We start from the raw sequence: 15115 nt of genomic DNA, 5'->3' as shown, positions 1-15115 counted from the left end.
TAAAATGTAGTTTCTTCGGTCTTCCGACTCCCGTCTTCACAATATCAATACCTCCCAACCTCAAAAGCACTGATATCCATATGATTGTTGAGTCCTTCATGAAGTTCAGCAAGGATTTTTCCGGTTCCGGGGGCTAGACTGATTCCCATCATGGAATGACCTGTACCAACGAGCACATTCTTCCATTTAGGTGCTAATCCGATATAGGGGAGTCCATCCGGCGAACAGGGTCTCAGGCCTTTCCAGATGTCTTCTTTTTCGGGAAACTTACTTTGAAAATCGGGATAGAACCGGTTGATGGATTCGAAGATTCCTTTTACCCGGTTGATATTGATGGATTCGTTGGTACCTGCGATTTCCATGGTTCCGCCAAAACGGACTTCTTTACCATAGGGACTTACAGCAACTTTCATTTCAGTCAAAATAGAGGCCTGTTTGATTTCCGGGTTATTTTGCTGCACAAAACTATAACCTTTTCCTCCCATCATGGGCAGAGAGAATTCAAGCATTTGGGCCAATTCAGAAGACCATGCTCCTCCACAAAGTATAAATTTTGCCCCTTCTATTTTTCCTTCCGTGGTAAGGACAGCATTTACATTATCGGAGTTTTTCTCAAAGCCAAATACCGTGACTTCATTTTTAAAAGCTACCCCTTTTTTCTCCAAATAGTTTTTCAAAAAGCTGTATAAAAGAGAAGGTGACAGATGCGCATCTCCTGGAAATAGGACCGCACCTTTTGCTTTCACTTCTACATTGGGTTCCAACTTTCTGATATCCTCAATTCCTAAGATTTCTGCCTCCAACCCATGTTTCCGTGCCAAATGCGCGAATTCAATCTCCTCTTTTTCCATCTCAACAGACTGGTAAATCATCATGAGACCTTTTTCCACCAATCCCAAATTGGAATCCTGATGCTCATTTCTAAATTCCTGATAGAGTGCCTTACTCATCAAGCTGAGATTTTTAAGAAAAGGAATACTTTTTTCCACATGTTTGGAATTGGCAGCCTTATAAAAAAGCCAAGACCATTCCAACAGTTTGCTGTCAAGACGGGGGTGGATATAAAAGGGACTTTTGGCAGAGAACATCCAAGAGATCCCCTTGCTGATCATTCCCGGAGCAGCCAATGGGACAATATGACTGGGTACAATCATGCCTGCATTTCCAGTGGAGCAATTGACTTCCATGTCTCCTTTGTCAATAATGACAACTTCTACTCCGGATTTTTGGAGAAAATAAGCTGTGAAAAGACCGACGATTCCGCCGCCAATTATAATAGTTGGTTTCATTTTTTATTTATAGCGTATCTAGACTATAAGCCTTGATTGGTAATTATTGTTGGAATTACAGGAAATTTTTTGGGCGATAATTTTATAGATTTTTGATTCAGTAATTGTTGGGCAAGCATTTGGAAAGGATCTGATCTTTGAATTGCCTATCGTTTTTGATGATATCAAAAAACCCATTCAGAAAATTCCGTGCCGCTTTGTAATCACTGGCACTCATGTAATTTTCATATTGGGCCATGATTTCTTTAATCTCAGGTTCCAATTGGATATATTGATTTCTTACATATTCTACTAGTTCAGGATCCCGACAAAGACCTCTGTAGAGTCTTTCCTGAACAGATTTGATTGGCAAATAATCATAGGGAATAGCATAAGGAGTACTAACAAAACCGGCCATATCAAAATCATAGGGTAAAGGGATATGATTTTTATTTCTGTCAGCCATCACTTTGACATTGTGCTGACCTGTATTGGACCAATCTGTATTGCCAATCATAAATGCAAAAAAATCCTGTCTGACTGCACTGGTATCATTGATGAAATTTGGCCTGATTACTTTGGCATCTGAAATTTTGTATTGAAAACGCTTGGCCACTTTGTCATCATCCTCGATGATAAAGGCTGTAAGGTTATGGGTTTTACTTTTTCTGTCTTTGACATCTGTGAGGGTAAGGCTGACCAGCCTTGTCTGAAAATGGTAGGGAGTTACCGATTCATAAAATTTATAACAAACATATTCCTTGGCGATCATACTATTGAAGGAATTGGCAAGCTGACAAGGAAGTACGAGTTTGAGGCTTTTGTCTTCCGCAAATAGGGTGTTTTTTGAATAAGACTTTTTGATTTTGATTCTAATGGGAGGGAAATGACAGATTTTCCTTCTTGTATTTCCACGGGCCCTCAATTCAACCTGTAATGAGTCCCATTCCCCATTTTCATTTTTATACTTTAATACGGTGGAAAAGAAAATTGTATCTGATTTTGAATTTCTCAATTCGTTCAATGAAGTAACCAATTCCAGATCAAGAGGTTCTCTCTCTGAGAAAAGTGTGCTGTTTTGAAAACCATAAGTATAGCTTCCTGATAAGATCAGTAAAATGAAATATAAAATCCCTTTGGCAAAGCTGGATTTCATCAGTTTGAGTATATAAAATTAGGTTCTGGACAAAATTAAGGAAAGAAGAAACTGTTTTCTTTATCAAAAGACTAAATTAGACATTCTTTGGCACAAGGAATTAATATCCTGTTGACGGATAATAATACTATAATGCCTCATATGCTAAATGCAGGCAAACTAAAAGAAAGCAGTTTCTAGATATTTTATTTTTTGAAAGTTAGAATTGGTTTTTTTAACGACATTTGGATAAAATCTGATCTTTGAAAAGCCGGTCATTTTTAAGGATTGTGAAAAATTCTCCAAGGTACTTTTTGAAATCAGGAATTTCTTTTGGATTAAGTCCTATATCCAAATTATCGACCATTCCCATGATTTCCGGTTCCAAAGCAATGTATTCTGCCCTTACCTGTTCTAACATTTCTTCTGAATAGCAGAATCCTCTGTAAAGCCGTTGTCTTACATTGCTGATTGGTAAAACTTCACTGGTTGTGGCATAATTGGCATTGACCAGCCCACTCATATCAAAGTCATAGGCAAGTGGGATGTAATCCTTGTTTTCCATCTGCATGACTTTGATGTTATGCTGAACCATGCTTGACCAGTCAGTATTTGCAATCATGAAGGCGAAAAAATCCTGTCTTGTAGCTGCAAGCGGCTGCATTCTTTGAGGGAGAATCTGACTTCCTTTTGCGATTTTTCCACCATGTCTTTTTGCAACTACGTCATCATCTTCAATCCAAAATGATTTTACCTCGTAAGTTTTAGGGTTTTTGCCGCTTTCATCCACGAGGGTCAAATTTGCCAAACGGGTTTCGAAAATATATGGCGTTACAGGTTCAAATAATTTATAGCAAAGGTATTCTTTCAAAACTAGGTCATTGTGGGCGCTGACTGTTTGGCATGGTACTACAAGTTTTAGGTTTTTGTTACCTTCAAATATGGTTCCTTCGGCATCTTTCTTTTTTATTTTGATCCTGATGGGTGGGAAAAAACATTTGGTTCTCCGGAAATTTCCTCTTGCCCTCATGTCTATCTTCAGCGAATCCCATGTGCCAGTTGGATTGACATAGTGTATGTAAGATGGAAAATACACTGTATCATCTTTTTCTTTTTTCATCTCTTTAATAGAGAAATTCAGACGGATCTGCATGGGATCTTTTTCTGAAAACAAGGGCGAAACATCATTCTTCTGGGCAAGGCCAATTCCTGAAAACAGGGATATTAAAAGAATGGTAAGGGTAAGTTTATTTAAAAATTTCATCATTTAGGTGGTTTTTCCCATCAATATCGATAATTGATAATTAATAACCAAAAACCTAAAAATGAAGGTTTTGTGAATAACTCCCTAAGGCTAAAGTATTAAATCTAACAACCTAAAGATCCTGAATCGCAATTCTTCTTTTTTCCTTAAGTTTTTTGAAGTGGGAGGGAGATAACCCGGTGATTTTTTTAAACTGATTGGAAAGATGGGCAGCACTGCTGTAATGAAGTTTGTAGGCTATTTCTGATAAATTGAATTCCTCAAGGATGATCATTTCCTTGACTCGTTCTATTTTCAATGAAATCACGTATTGTGCGATTGTGGTTGCTTCCACTTCTGAGAAAAAATTTGACAGATAGGTGTAGCTATGGTCCAGTTTATCACTCAAAAGCGTTGAGAAATTCACATTTGGTTTTTCATCTGAATGATAAACATAATCTATGATCACTGTTCTGATTTTCTCAATCAAAATCCCATGTTTTTTTTCAAGGAGCTCCAAGCCAACTTTTTTAATTTTTTTGTTGAGTTCAACTTTTTGTTCATCCGAGACATCTTCTTTTGTTTCAATTTCTCCCAAGCCTAGTTTAAAAGGAACAATCTCAAGTTCGTCCAATGCTTCTTTGACAAAAGCTACGCAGCTTTGGCAAGTCATATTTTTGACATAAATTTTCATACTAATTTTTAATGGGTTTATAAACTTGGGTAAACTTAATTTGGTTTTTTTGAGAAATAACTAACCGAATTTTGAGGCATTTTTCCTCCTAACCTACGCATAACTTATTTTATTCTTCTCCCATGCTTATTTTAAAAAATGCTTTTTCCGGTATACCTGTAGGTTTACGAAAAGATCTATTTTTATTTAAAATTTTGCTGTCAAAATTAACCTAATCAATACTATAAAAGATGTAAAAATCTGATGAAAACTTATAAATTTTAATGATTAGTTCGACTAATATGATCGGTGGTAAATTTTTTTCTTATAGCAAATAAAAGATACAATAGATCATTCCCAAATTAAACGCAGCATGGCAGAGAATAGCCCCTAAAATCGAACCTGAGCGTTTCTTCATCAAAATAAATAACAAGCTCAGCAAAAACATACCTGATACCCATATCAGTGTCGGAACAACAAAGAAATCCCATTTGCCATCAATGAAAACCAATCCAAAATGGGATATATGTGTCAGCGCAAAAGCCAAGCTATCCACTACAGATGCCCGCTTTTCCCCAATGGACTTAGCAAAACTTGAATGGACGATACCTCTAAAAAACAACTCCTCACCGACTGGGCTAAAAGTCATTCCCACCAATGCCATGACCGCAAACATAATGCGTTTATCATCCGGATTGATTCCTACAGGAATTTGATAGGATTTACCGATATAGGCATACCAGTTTTGGTAGATATTACCATAAAGAGCCTCTCCAACAAAATATAGCAACAGGCTTGCTATCAGTCCTGAAGCAAAGGCCCAAAGCAGCCAACTGTAATTTTTTGGTTTTTTTAATCCAATTGATTTTTGCCCATTCTTTCCCAAAAATACAAATGGAACAATGGCTGAAATAAGCATGATCATACCTATAGCACTGTAATTTCCTGAGGCATTGGCATTCAACACCAATACAAACCGTGGGATACAAACTATAAGGATAAGGGCTAACCCAAATTTCCAATCGAATTTGATTAACCTATTCCAAAAGGGTCTCAATTCAAAATCTTTGGTGGTTTGGGGAGAGGTCAGATTCATTTAAGTTGGGTTCCGAAAGTTGCTGCTGTAGAGAAATGCCACAAAAGATCCCAATATCTTACCTAATCAATAAAATTCCAATTTTGGTCACAATGGTTTTATTTCGCAATACCTTTTACTTTTGATTCTTAGAACCAGCCAGATTTTTGGTTTTTGAAAAAAGAAACAAAGCAGCAGGACGGATAAACAGGTAAATCACAGCCCCGAACAATGCCAAAATGCAACTTATGCCCGTAGGAAGAACTGCACCAAAAGTGTAAGTCATACCGATTACAAATCCCAGAATGCACTCTGCCCTATAGATCGGATAGAAAAGGGAAATAGCCAATATACCCATTATCATATACCCGGGCATTTCGGTATTGCCAAAGCTGAAAAAAGTAGCCAACGTAATTCCATAAAGCAGGGCAGCAAAGAAACCGATCAGCACATGTTTTGGAATTGTGGTTAAATGAGATTGGCCATCGTGATGCATTGCCAATCTTTTTTCTACACGATAAGATAAAAACAAAGTCAGGAATGGAAGTAAAATACCGCCCCACCAATTAGAAATTTCAGGTAAATCTTCCCTTGCCAAAACATGGTGACTTGGAACTCCGCCATGAAAATGGTTCCACAACAACAAAGCCCAAATGGCAAGGGTGATGAAGGCTGTAAAATAGAGGCGGGGTTTTAGAAACATTGTTTTTTGGGGGAGAATTTTAAAAATTGGGGTTGTTTAATTATAATGCTAAATGTATGAATTGGAGTTAAGGTCTGTGAGTTCCTTTTTACGGCATTCCACCATGCAGTTGACCAACTTTTCATTTTATCAAGTTTGATTTCTTTTTTTCCATTGTTTAGCTCGAATTTCATCACTAATATTGATGATATCTCTTATTTACCTAAACTTAAGCTCTTTTAGTTTTTAATACAATCGGTCTGATTGACTTTATAAGGTTTGGGATTCTTTTCCTGTTTATTGAGGTTTTTAAAAGGGCTGAATTGAAAATCAATATCCTCTAATTTTTTAACCAAAAGGATTCTCAGTGGATAGGAATTGATTTTTAATTTTCTCACCAAAACTCTTCCCAACTAATCTAAACTTACTCAGACTTGGATGATTCCGATTTCCCGTTTCAAATTTGTTAATCTGAATTTATAGAATTAACCTTCAATCGGTAAACCTTCACAAATCTAACATCTTCTAAATCACCTGAAAACCATATACATAAGGATCTTCATCATCCAAAAAAATGGTATTGTATCCGGTGATCACTGCCCATCCTTCAATGCTCGGAATGATGGCTGGAATTTTCCCGACTTTGGTTTCTTCTTCCACAATCCCGGTAAATTTGGAACCGATAAAACTCTCATGGATAAAAGGTTCTCCTTTTTTGAGCAAGCCCTTTGCATGCCATTGCGCCATTCTAGCTGATGTTCCTGTTCCACAAGGGGAGCGATCAATTGCTTTGTCACCATAAAAAACTGCATTCCTAGCTGTACTTGTGGGGTCCAAAGTTTTTCCTGTCCAAAGTACATGGGATAATCCTCGGATTTGCGTATGCTCGGGATGGACAAATTCATATTTCTCATTCATCTTTTGCCTCAGGTTTCTCGCCATGGAGATCAACTGTTCCGCCTTGTAATGTTCCAAACCCGGGAAGTTTTCCTGCGGATCCACAATGCAATAGAAATTACCTCCATAAGCCACATCAACTGTCAGTTTCCCCAATTCTTCGGTTTCTATTTCCAGTCCTTCGGCTGCCAAAAAGCTTTTTACATTGGTGAGTTTGACGGATTTTACTTTTTTGCCTTCCTGCTTGTATTCCACCAAAACCAGACCTGCCGGCGCCTCCATTCTCAGAAATCCAGGTGTTTTTGGTTGGATCAAACCTTCCTCAATGGCAATGGTAATGGTACCAATAGTTCCATGCCCACACATGGGCAGACAACCGCTTGTCTCGATAAAAAGCACTGCAAAGTCATTTTCCGGATCATGTGGAGGAAAAAGCATGGACCCCGACATCATATCATGTCCTCTAGGTTCAAACATCAATCCCTTCCTGATCCAGTCCAAATTGTCCAGAAAAAACTGACGCTTTTCCAGCATATTTTTTCCTTCCAAAAAAGGAACTCCTCCTGAAACAAGACGCACCGGATTGCCACACGTATGGGCATCAATACATTGGAAGGTGGTTTTCATATTAAAATGATATAGAATGGATATAAGGTTGAAATACAGTAGAAATAAATTGAAATAATTTAGGATAGTTACCCATATTTCTATTTTATATCGCCGAAGGCATATATCTACTATATTTCACGTGCCTATATTGTGCGGCAAAGTATGTTTCTAAAATGGTGTATTTCGAATAAATCCTTACTTCTTAAATTCCCCATCCACTGTCCTCCAAATCCCTAACGGATTATTTTCCCTTAATGCATCCGGCAACAAAGTTTTAGGCATATCTTGAAAAGCAATGGGCCGTGCGAAACGTTTGATGGCGTAAACGCCGACTGAGGTGCTTCTGGCATCAGAGGTAGACGGGTAGGGCCCACCATGTTGCATTGCAAAACCTACTTCTACTCCTGTAGGAACACCTTTGTAAAGCATTCGTCCACATTTTTCTTCCAGCAAGTTGATCAAGTATAGCTTGTTGTTCAGCTCCTCTTCTTCTGCCCAAATGGTGATGGTCAATTGGCCATTGAGTTTTTTGGCGATTTTTAGTAGTTCATCTTCATTTTCATAAACCACCATCAATGCAAAAGAACCAAAAACCTCCTCTTGGAATTTAGCATCTTTCAACCAATCCTTGGCTTTGATCTTGGCCAAGGTTGGATGGGCTTTGATCAGGTCTTTGGCTGCAGATACCTTGACCCATTCTAATTCTTCCCTTCCCTGTAGGTATTGAATGGCAGAGTAATACGCCTTTGCAATGCCCTCGTGCAACATTGGGGCAGCGGCTATATCTTCCAACTCCCCTTTTACTGCCTCCGCAAATTCTTTTTGCAGGGACTTGGGTACAAAAATCAATCCCGGGTTGGTACAAAATTGGCCTGCACCCATAGTAAGTGATCCTATGAAAGATTTTGCATATCCCGAAACATCCTTTTGCAATTTCTTTTCAAAAGTAAATATAGGATTCACAGATCCCATCTCAGCAAATACCGGGATGGGTTCAGGTCTTTGACTTGCAAGTGTAAATAAAGCCATTCCACCAGAATGACTACCGGTAAATGCCACTGCTTTTGCTGTAGGATGTTTTGCCAAATCCTGCCCAATCTGAATTCCTCCTTCGACATGTGCAAAAACCCCAACTGGCAAAGCTGAATCGATAACTGCTTTTTGAATTACTTTCCCAACTAATTTGGAGGTTTCCGGATGTGCAGGATGTGCCTTATAAATAACAGGACATCCCGAAGCCAGTGCAGAAATAGTGTCTCCACCAGCCGTAGAAAATGCCAAAGGGAAATTGCTTGCTCCAAAAACCACCACAGGACCCAAAGGAGTCAAAAATCTTCTGATGTCAGGCTTGGGTGCAGGTGTCCTCTCAGGATCTGCGTGGTCAATGGTTGCTTCCACCCAATTCCCTTCTTCTACCAAATTGGCAAAAAGCCTGATCTGACCGCAGGTTCTCCCCAGTTCACCGGTAATCCTACCCTCCGGCAAATTGGATTCTCCGGAAGCCATTGGGATAAGATCAGCCTTCTCGGCTTCGAGACCATCAGCTATTTTTCTCAAAAAAGCTGCTTTTTCCTTTCCAGGTACATTTTTATAAAATAAAAAAGCCTCTTGGGCCGACTCAAAGATCTGATCTAGGTTCATGATTTTTTTGATTTAATAGGTTATTTTTTTATGGGAAATAAGGTTGAAATAGGGTAGAAATAAATTGAAATAATTTAGGATAGTGACCCATATTTCCATTTTATATCGCCGAAGGCATATTCAACAATATTTCACGGTGATAAATTAATGTCCTGACCTACCAATAACCTTTAAGACCTGAAAAAGACCTCAAAGGTTCGGTCTGTGTTCCAATCCTCGTTTGATGATATTTTCTACTTTTACCCGTTCTTCTCCAACCAAAGTTAATCTTGGGGCTCTGACCCATTCGGTGCCGATTCCGGCCATCTGCTCAGCGAGTTTAATGTATTGAACCAACTTGGGATGGATATCCAACTCCAATAAAGGTAAGAACCATCGGTATATTTTTAATGCTTCTTCATGCTTTCCCGCCTTCACTAAATTATAAATGGCAACAGTTTCTTTTGGGAAAGCACAAACCAGCCCTGCTACCCAACCATCCGCGCTCATTAACAGTTCCTCCATGGCCAAAGTATCCACACCGCAAAGCAACATATAGCGATCACCAAACTTATTTCTCATTCGGGTAACATTAGAAATGTCTCGGGTTGATTCTTTGATGGCCTGTATATTATCACACTCCGCCAATTCCTCAAACATGGAGAGTGTAACCAAAGTCTTGTAATCAACCGGATTGTTATAGATCATAATCGGCAGATCGGTGCTGTTTGCCACGTCTTTGAAATACTGCACCACCTCCCGATGGTCTGCTGCGTACCTCATTGGAGGCAATATCATTAAGGCTGCTGCTCCCATTTCTTTGGCTTTCTGTGCCCAAAAAATAGCATCTCTTGTTGCCCCCTCGGCAATGTTTAGGATAACAGGTACTCGGCCATTGATGTACTTTACTGTATCAGTAGTGATTTTGATTTTTTCATCCTGACTGAGAACACTTGATTCCCCCAAGGTTCCCCCTAGAATGATGCCATGCACACCGGCTTCCAATTGTGCATCTAGGTTTTTGAAAAACATGTCCATGTCCAAACTCCCATCCTGATGGAACTTGGTGGTCACAGCCGGAAAAACGCCTTTCCAATTCATAGTCTTTTTGGTTTTTTTATCAAAGGTAACCCCGTATTTGTGCGGATACTTACACTTGATTAGTCAATGATAATACAATATTGATTTAATATTAGACAATTCAATAAATTCGAATTAATATCATATTGTAAATGTCGAAAGTAATACCCTTTAAAATACCAAAGTCCCAAATGGAGTTCGTCCGCTATCAAGTGGATGCAGGGCAGCATTTTTATGACAAATTGCACCAACACCCTGAATGGCAACTGACCTGGATCAAGGAGGGGAAGGGCCAATTAATGGTCGGGGATTATTTGGGAAGATTTGAACCTGGAGATTTATATTTGTTTTCGGCCAATATGCCCCATGTCTTCCGTTCCGATCCGGAATATTTCTCTGAACAAGCTAATAAAAAATCCCTAAGCTTTACACTTTTTTTTGATTTTGAAACATTGGGCAAGCATATCTGGGAAGTAGAGGAATTTTCTCCTTTACAACATTGGCTCCTTCAAATCAAAGGCTGTTATCACGTCAAGGGATTGTCCAACGCTTTTATTCAGGAAGAGTTATTGCATTTTGGAAATAAAGAAGGGCTGGATAAACTGATGGGAGCATTGCATATTCTCCGGCAATTACAGCATTCCAGGGAAATGACATTGCTCAATAAGCTAATCCCTCAAAAAAACTATACTGAAACAGAAGGTAAAAGGATGGGTCAGGTGATGTCTTTTATTTTGGCAGAAAGCCATCGAATCGTGCAGCTGCAAGAGGTGGCGGATCTTGCCAATATGAGCAAAGAAGCTTTCTGTAGGTTTTTTAAGGAAAGAACTGGGAAAACCTTGACTGAATTTCTAGGTCAGGTACGTATTCATCATGCCTGTCAACTCCTTCAGGAAACAGACTTGTCAGTTTCCCAGATTGCATATCAAAGCGGTTTTCAGAATCTATCCTATTTCAACCGGGCCTTTAAGAAATTCAGAGGTGAGACACCTAAGGAGTTTAGGGAGAAGTTTTGATGCCTTGAAAACAAGACTTGAAAAGATAGTCTTTATATCCGAACTGAACATAACACCACCCATCAACCAAGGCCCACCATTGATCAATGGGGTATTGGTTTTTCGTCAAAAATTAGGTGAAATTGGTTCATTGGTTCAAGTCTTCAGACTTGGACTACAACTATTCAGTCTTCAGACTGCTGTCTTATTCGCCGAGGCGGATTGAATTAAGACAGCCATTGTGAAATATAGTAAAAATAGACTTCGCGAAATAATTTGAAGTATGGGTAATCAACCTTATTTATATCAATCATATTTCAACTTTATTTTAAATGTAAATCAATCTTATTTCCACCCTATCAAATCACCATTATCTAAATAAAATGAAAAAACCACTACTAATCCTTCTCTTGACTATTTCAGTCTGCATTTCAACCTTTGCTACTGAACTCTACCCCAGTATCATGAGCTATCAGGCAGATAGAACTGCCTTGAATAGAAAATACAACAATTCATTGTCTGATGAATATTTCCAAAGGATGGATCGGCTTTATAAAGATTGGCTCAAAGCTTTGGAAAATATGCCTTATGAAACCTATTCGGCAGACGGAAAGCTGGATTACCAGATTTTTAAGAATTACCTGGAAAAAGAAAGTTATTTCCACTCAGCAGCTTATGAGGAATACAAGGCTGTCAAAGATGTGGTTGATTTTGCAGGGCCGTTGGAAAAATTCTATCAGACAAGAAGAATGGCTGTCAAACCCAATGCGCAAGAATTGGCAGCGACCTTTACACAAGTTGAGAAAGCCATCAAAACCAAATGGGAGCTATCCAAAAAAGCTAAAAAATATAACAGTTGGCAGACAGCTGAATTGGCTGCGCAAGTGGTGGAGGCCATGCGAAAGAGCACCGAAGAGGCTTACAATTTTTACTATGATTATGATCCGGAGTTTACCTGGTGGATGAAAGAGCCCATGAAAAGTCTGGATGAAAGCTTGAAAGGTTATGCCGATTTCTTGAATAACCATTTCGAAAATACCGTGGTGAAGGATGATGGTTCGGGCATTATCGGTAAAATCTCCGGAAAAGTGGCCATAGAAAAAGAGCTTGCCTATAACATGATTCCTTATACGGCGGAAGAATTGCTCAAAGAAGGTGAAAAACAATATGCATGGTGTGAACGGGAAATGATCAAAGCTTCCAATGAATTGGGTTTTGGAAATGATTGGAAAGCAGCTTTGGAGCATGTGAAAAACACCTATGTTCCGGAAGGGGAATGGCCACAGATGGTAGCTGAAATGGCAGAGGAAGCGATTGCTTTTCTCGAGGACAATGACCTGATGACCGTTCCTGAAATGGCAAAGGAAACCTGGAGAACCACCATGATGTCCGCAGAAAGGCAAAAAGTAAGTCCATTCTTCTTGGGAGGTGAGACCATCATCATATCCTATCCTACCTCTGAGATGTCCCATGAGGATAAAATGATGAGTATGCGTGGCAACAATCCCCATTTTTCTAGAGCTACTGTACAGCATGAACTGATACCCGGACACCACATGCAACAATTTATGAATCAGCGTCATTTTCCCCATAGAAGGATATTCAATACACCATTTTGGGTGGAAGGATGGACTTTGTATTGGGAGTTTAACCTTTGGGACAAAGGTTTCCCCAGAAATGCAGAAGATAGAATCGGGATGCTTTTCTGGAGAATGCACCGCGCAGCTAGGATTGTTTTCTCATTGAATTACCATTTGGGGAATATGACCCCACAAGAATGTATTGACTTCCTTGTGGACAAAGTAGGCCACGAGCGTGCCAATGCCGAGGCTGAAGTCAGAAGGTCATTCGAAGGAAGCTACGGTCCTTTGTACCAATTGGCCTATATGATCGGTGGACTTCAGGTTTATTCCTTAAAAAATGAAATGGTCCAATCAGGGAAAATGACCGAAAAGGAATTCCATGATTTCTTTATAAGCCAAAACTATATGCCGATCGAATTGCTCCGTGCAAGGATGAAAGGCGAAGACTTGCCAAGGAATTTTAAAAGTAACTGGAGGTTTTTATAAGCGTCGTAATCTTTGAGGTCTTTTTCAGACTTTGAAGGTTTTTTTATTCATGCCATGACCTTGAGTCATGGCATGAATTTTACCCAATAAAAGTGTTTACTATTACTTTGGAAGTTCTTCAGGCGCTTGCTTTAGGGTCATAATTATAACTCCGTTTTTTCCTTTATCACCATAAAGTTCAAAGGCATTGGGACCTTTGATGACTGAAATACTTTCGATATCATCAGGGCTGATGTCATCGAAGCTGAATATTTCCTTCACTCCATTTTTTGTTTTGAGGTAATAGGTAGGTTTATTGCCATTCAATTCTTGCTCAAGTTGAAAAAACAACTTCGATTTGGAATCTGGAACAATCAAAACATCACCTGAAGGGCTTATTGTACTGAAGGTTCTCCCTTTAACTGACTCAGTGGAGCTAAGTCCTGATACCCTTGGTCCCGATGCAACTCTAATCCGAGGGCCAGTGCTTTGCAGAGTAGGTGAAATTTTTGCTGCTGAACCGTAAACTGTCCAACTTCTCGAAGAATTCAGCGAAGCTTGCTGGCTTTCTGTCAGTTCATTCTTAATTGCAACCAAGGTGCTTAGTTGTTTTTTCTTAAGTTGGTTTTCCAAATTCAAAACGAGATCCATTTGCTTGGATACTGCTACAGCATCAGGTTTCGATTCGGCCAGTAGTTTTTTCAACTTTTCAGTAGCGGCATCCAAATCCCATTTGAGGGTGCTGAAGTCTACTGAATTGGTACTGTGGATTTTTTTGATTTTATCTGCTTGGGTATCAGAAAGCGAGATTTTATCCCGGTTTTTCATTACCAAGTCAGCAGAATAAAGATATTCCTGAAACATGTCTTGGGCGTTGGCCAAGTTTGCGGTAAGGGATAGGAGTAGGAAAAGCGTGCATTTTAGCATAGCAGGTAAGTTTTATTTTGGTTTAGAATTTAGTCAAAAGAGAGGTGGTGGGAGATTCCCAGGTTTCCAGATAGGTCTTTTCTTCTATCCGGATTTGTTGATTGTTTTTTTCATCTTCTTCCAGTGTAATAATGATTACCTCAGTAGGAGGGCTTGGGACTTGATCTTCGTGTGGCAAAAGCAAAAATCCCAATGCAAGAGAAGCTGCAATCCCTATCGGAATCAGGTACCACAATTTTGGATTTTTCTGATTGGGAAATGGCGGAAGTGGAATTTTCCTGTCTTCCTCTTTCATTTCCTGGAAGAACTGAACCAAATCCTCATCGCCGTTATTGTCTTGCATTTTCATAAGCTTGTTTCTTTAGAATGAGTTTTTTGAGACCTGATTTCCCCCTGTCATAATGTGTCCTGACAGTTCCAATGCTGATTCCCATGACTTCAGCGGCCTTTTCCAAGGTAAGGTTGTGGTAGAATATCAACAGCAAAACCTCCTTTTGTCTTTCCGGTAGCCTTTCGATCAATTCATCATGTGAGACTGCCTTGACCTCCTCTAATGTTTCTGCTGCATCAAATTCCTCTTCGAGTGGATAGATGTTTTTGTTCTTCTTTTTCCATTCAGCAGCGGTAAACCTGATTACAGAAAATAGCCAGGTCTTCAATTGGGATTTTTCATTATAGATGGCTTTTCCTTCGAGAATTTTCAAGTAAACCTGTTGCAACACATCCTTTGCCAGATCCTCGTCAAATGAGCAGCACTGTCTTGACCAGTGGTAAGCTTCTTGGTGAAGTTCTTTAAGGATGTTTTCCAGTTGGGGGCTTTTCATTCTTACTCATTAGTGTCTAAAAGTTACTTTTATATGACA

General features: G+C 39.3%; 15 protein-coding genes. 3 read left to right on the top strand and 12 right to left on the bottom strand.

Translation table 11 applies throughout. The features are described from left to right. Window positions 1–44: 44 nt before the first annotated feature. The 9 genes from ACEW8U_RS12875 to ACEW8U_RS12835 form a co-directional block, all read right to left on the bottom strand. Window positions 45–1289, bottom strand: a complete 1245-nt coding sequence (locus tag ACEW8U_RS12875) for an NAD(P)/FAD-dependent oxidoreductase (RefSeq protein ID WP_373522458.1) — start codon at window positions 1287–1289, stop codon at window positions 45–47. Window positions 1290–1386: 97 nt separating this feature from the next. Further along, the gene (locus ACEW8U_RS12870; RefSeq protein ID WP_373522457.1) at window positions 1387–2424 is read right to left on the bottom strand and encodes a hypothetical protein; all 1038 of its coding nucleotides are present in this window, start codon (window positions 2422–2424) and stop codon (window positions 1387–1389) included. A 214-nt stretch (window positions 2425–2638) separates the two neighbouring features. After that, complete coding sequence (locus ACEW8U_RS12865; protein WP_373522456.1) at window positions 2639–3670, bottom strand: hypothetical protein; 1032 nt, start codon at window positions 3668–3670, stop codon at window positions 2639–2641. Between the two features lie 109 nt (window positions 3671–3779). Continuing rightward, a complete protein-coding gene (locus ACEW8U_RS12860; RefSeq protein ID WP_373522455.1) occupies window positions 3780–4340 on the bottom strand; it encodes a helix-turn-helix domain-containing protein in 561 nt (186 codons plus the stop codon). Window positions 4341–4644: 304 nt separating this feature from the next. Then, the gene (locus ACEW8U_RS12855; RefSeq protein ID WP_373522454.1) at window positions 4645–5415 is read right to left on the bottom strand and encodes a lysostaphin resistance A-like protein; all 771 of its coding nucleotides are present in this window, start codon (window positions 5413–5415) and stop codon (window positions 4645–4647) included. Between the two features lie 115 nt (window positions 5416–5530). Continuing rightward, a complete protein-coding gene (locus ACEW8U_RS12850; protein ID WP_373522453.1) occupies window positions 5531–6097 on the bottom strand; it encodes a hypothetical protein in 567 nt (188 codons plus the stop codon). Between the two features lie 504 nt (window positions 6098–6601). Beyond that, window positions 6602–7600, bottom strand: coding sequence for a 4-hydroxyproline epimerase (locus ACEW8U_RS12845; protein WP_373522452.1), 999 nt, complete (start codon window positions 7598–7600; stop codon window positions 6602–6604). Between the two features lie 177 nt (window positions 7601–7777). Continuing rightward, window positions 7778–9223 carry an aldehyde dehydrogenase (NADP(+)) gene (locus ACEW8U_RS12840; protein ID WP_373522451.1) on the bottom strand — a complete coding sequence of 482 codons (1446 nt, stop codon included), beginning with the start codon at window positions 9221–9223 and terminating at the stop codon, window positions 7778–7780. A 189-nt stretch (window positions 9224–9412) separates the two neighbouring features. Beyond that, complete coding sequence (locus tag ACEW8U_RS12835) at window positions 9413–10303, bottom strand: dihydrodipicolinate synthase family protein (protein ID WP_373522450.1); 891 nt, start codon at window positions 10301–10303, stop codon at window positions 9413–9415. Window positions 10304–10434: 131 nt separating this feature from the next. On the opposite strand from ACEW8U_RS12835, the gene ACEW8U_RS12830 reads away from it, so the two are divergent. From ACEW8U_RS12830 to ACEW8U_RS12820, 3 genes are all read left to right on the top strand, one after another. After that, window positions 10435–11298: a helix-turn-helix domain-containing protein gene (locus ACEW8U_RS12830; RefSeq protein WP_373522449.1), complete on the top strand. Its 864-nt coding sequence runs from the start codon at window positions 10435–10437 to the stop codon at window positions 11296–11298. A 4-nt stretch (window positions 11299–11302) separates the two neighbouring features. Next, a complete protein-coding gene (locus ACEW8U_RS12825) occupies window positions 11303–11503 on the top strand; it encodes a hypothetical protein (RefSeq protein ID WP_373522448.1) in 201 nt (66 codons plus the stop codon). Window positions 11504–11660: 157 nt separating this feature from the next. Further along, entirely contained in the window at window positions 11661–13346 is a 1686-nt protein-coding gene (locus ACEW8U_RS12820; RefSeq protein ID WP_373522447.1) for a DUF885 family protein, read from the top strand. 102 nt (window positions 13347–13448) lie between these two features. Here the strand turns inward: ACEW8U_RS12820 and ACEW8U_RS12815 are convergent, their stop codons facing one another. The 3 genes from ACEW8U_RS12815 to ACEW8U_RS12805 are packed head-to-tail and all read right to left on the bottom strand — an operon-like array spanning window position 13449 to window position 15076. Continuing rightward, window positions 13449–14252, bottom strand: coding sequence for a hypothetical protein (locus ACEW8U_RS12815; protein ID WP_373522446.1), 804 nt, complete (start codon window positions 14250–14252; stop codon window positions 13449–13451). Window positions 14253–14274: 22 nt separating this feature from the next. Next, the gene (locus tag ACEW8U_RS12810) at window positions 14275–14601 is read right to left on the bottom strand and encodes a hypothetical protein (protein ID WP_373522445.1); all 327 of its coding nucleotides are present in this window, start codon (window positions 14599–14601) and stop codon (window positions 14275–14277) included. Further along, window positions 14582–15076, bottom strand: coding sequence for an RNA polymerase sigma factor (locus ACEW8U_RS12805; RefSeq protein ID WP_373522444.1), 495 nt, complete (start codon window positions 15074–15076; stop codon window positions 14582–14584). The genes ACEW8U_RS12810 and ACEW8U_RS12805 overlap by 20 nt, the downstream gene beginning before the upstream one ends. Window positions 15077–15115: the final 39 nt, after the last annotated feature.

The sequence above is a fragment of the Aquiflexum sp. genome (assembly GCF_041751335.1).
Lineage (GTDB): Bacteria > Bacteroidota > Bacteroidia > Cytophagales > Cyclobacteriaceae > Aquiflexum.
The sequence above is the reverse complement of the archived record's forward strand: the minus strand, read 5'-3'. Positions and strand labels throughout refer to the sequence as shown.

Coding starts and splice junctions, on each gene's coding strand:
- ACEW8U_RS12875 (WP_373522458.1), bottom strand. CDS start 1,289: ATGAAACCAACTATTATAATTGGCGGCGGAATCGTCGGTCTTTTCACA.
- ACEW8U_RS12870 (WP_373522457.1), bottom strand. CDS start 2,424: ATGAAATCCAGCTTTGCCAAAGGGATTTTATATTTCATTTTACTGATC.
- ACEW8U_RS12865 (WP_373522456.1), bottom strand. CDS start 3,670: ATGATGAAATTTTTAAATAAACTTACCCTTACCATTCTTTTAATATCC.
- ACEW8U_RS12860 (WP_373522455.1), bottom strand. CDS start 4,340: ATGAAAATTTATGTCAAAAATATGACTTGCCAAAGCTGCGTAGCTTTT.
- ACEW8U_RS12855 (WP_373522454.1), bottom strand. CDS start 5,415: ATGAATCTGACCTCTCCCCAAACCACCAAAGATTTTGAATTGAGACCC.
- ACEW8U_RS12850 (WP_373522453.1), bottom strand. CDS start 6,097: ATGTTTCTAAAACCCCGCCTCTATTTTACAGCCTTCATCACCCTTGCC.
- ACEW8U_RS12845 (WP_373522452.1), bottom strand. CDS start 7,600: ATGAAAACCACCTTCCAATGTATTGATGCCCATACGTGTGGCAATCCG.
- ACEW8U_RS12840 (WP_373522451.1), bottom strand. CDS start 9,223: ATGAACCTAGATCAGATCTTTGAGTCGGCCCAAGAGGCTTTTTTATTT.
- ACEW8U_RS12835 (WP_373522450.1), bottom strand. CDS start 10,303: ATGAATTGGAAAGGCGTTTTTCCGGCTGTGACCACCAAGTTCCATCAG.
- ACEW8U_RS12830 (WP_373522449.1), top strand. CDS start 10,435: ATGTCGAAAGTAATACCCTTTAAAATACCAAAGTCCCAAATGGAGTTC.
- ACEW8U_RS12820 (WP_373522447.1), top strand. CDS start 11,661: ATGAAAAAACCACTACTAATCCTTCTCTTGACTATTTCAGTCTGCATT.
- ACEW8U_RS12815 (WP_373522446.1), bottom strand. CDS start 14,252: ATGCTAAAATGCACGCTTTTCCTACTCCTATCCCTTACCGCAAACTTG.
- ACEW8U_RS12810 (WP_373522445.1), bottom strand. CDS start 14,601: ATGAAAATGCAAGACAATAACGGCGATGAGGATTTGGTTCAGTTCTTC.
- ACEW8U_RS12805 (WP_373522444.1), bottom strand. CDS start 15,076: ATGAAAAGCCCCCAACTGGAAAACATCCTTAAAGAACTTCACCAAGAA.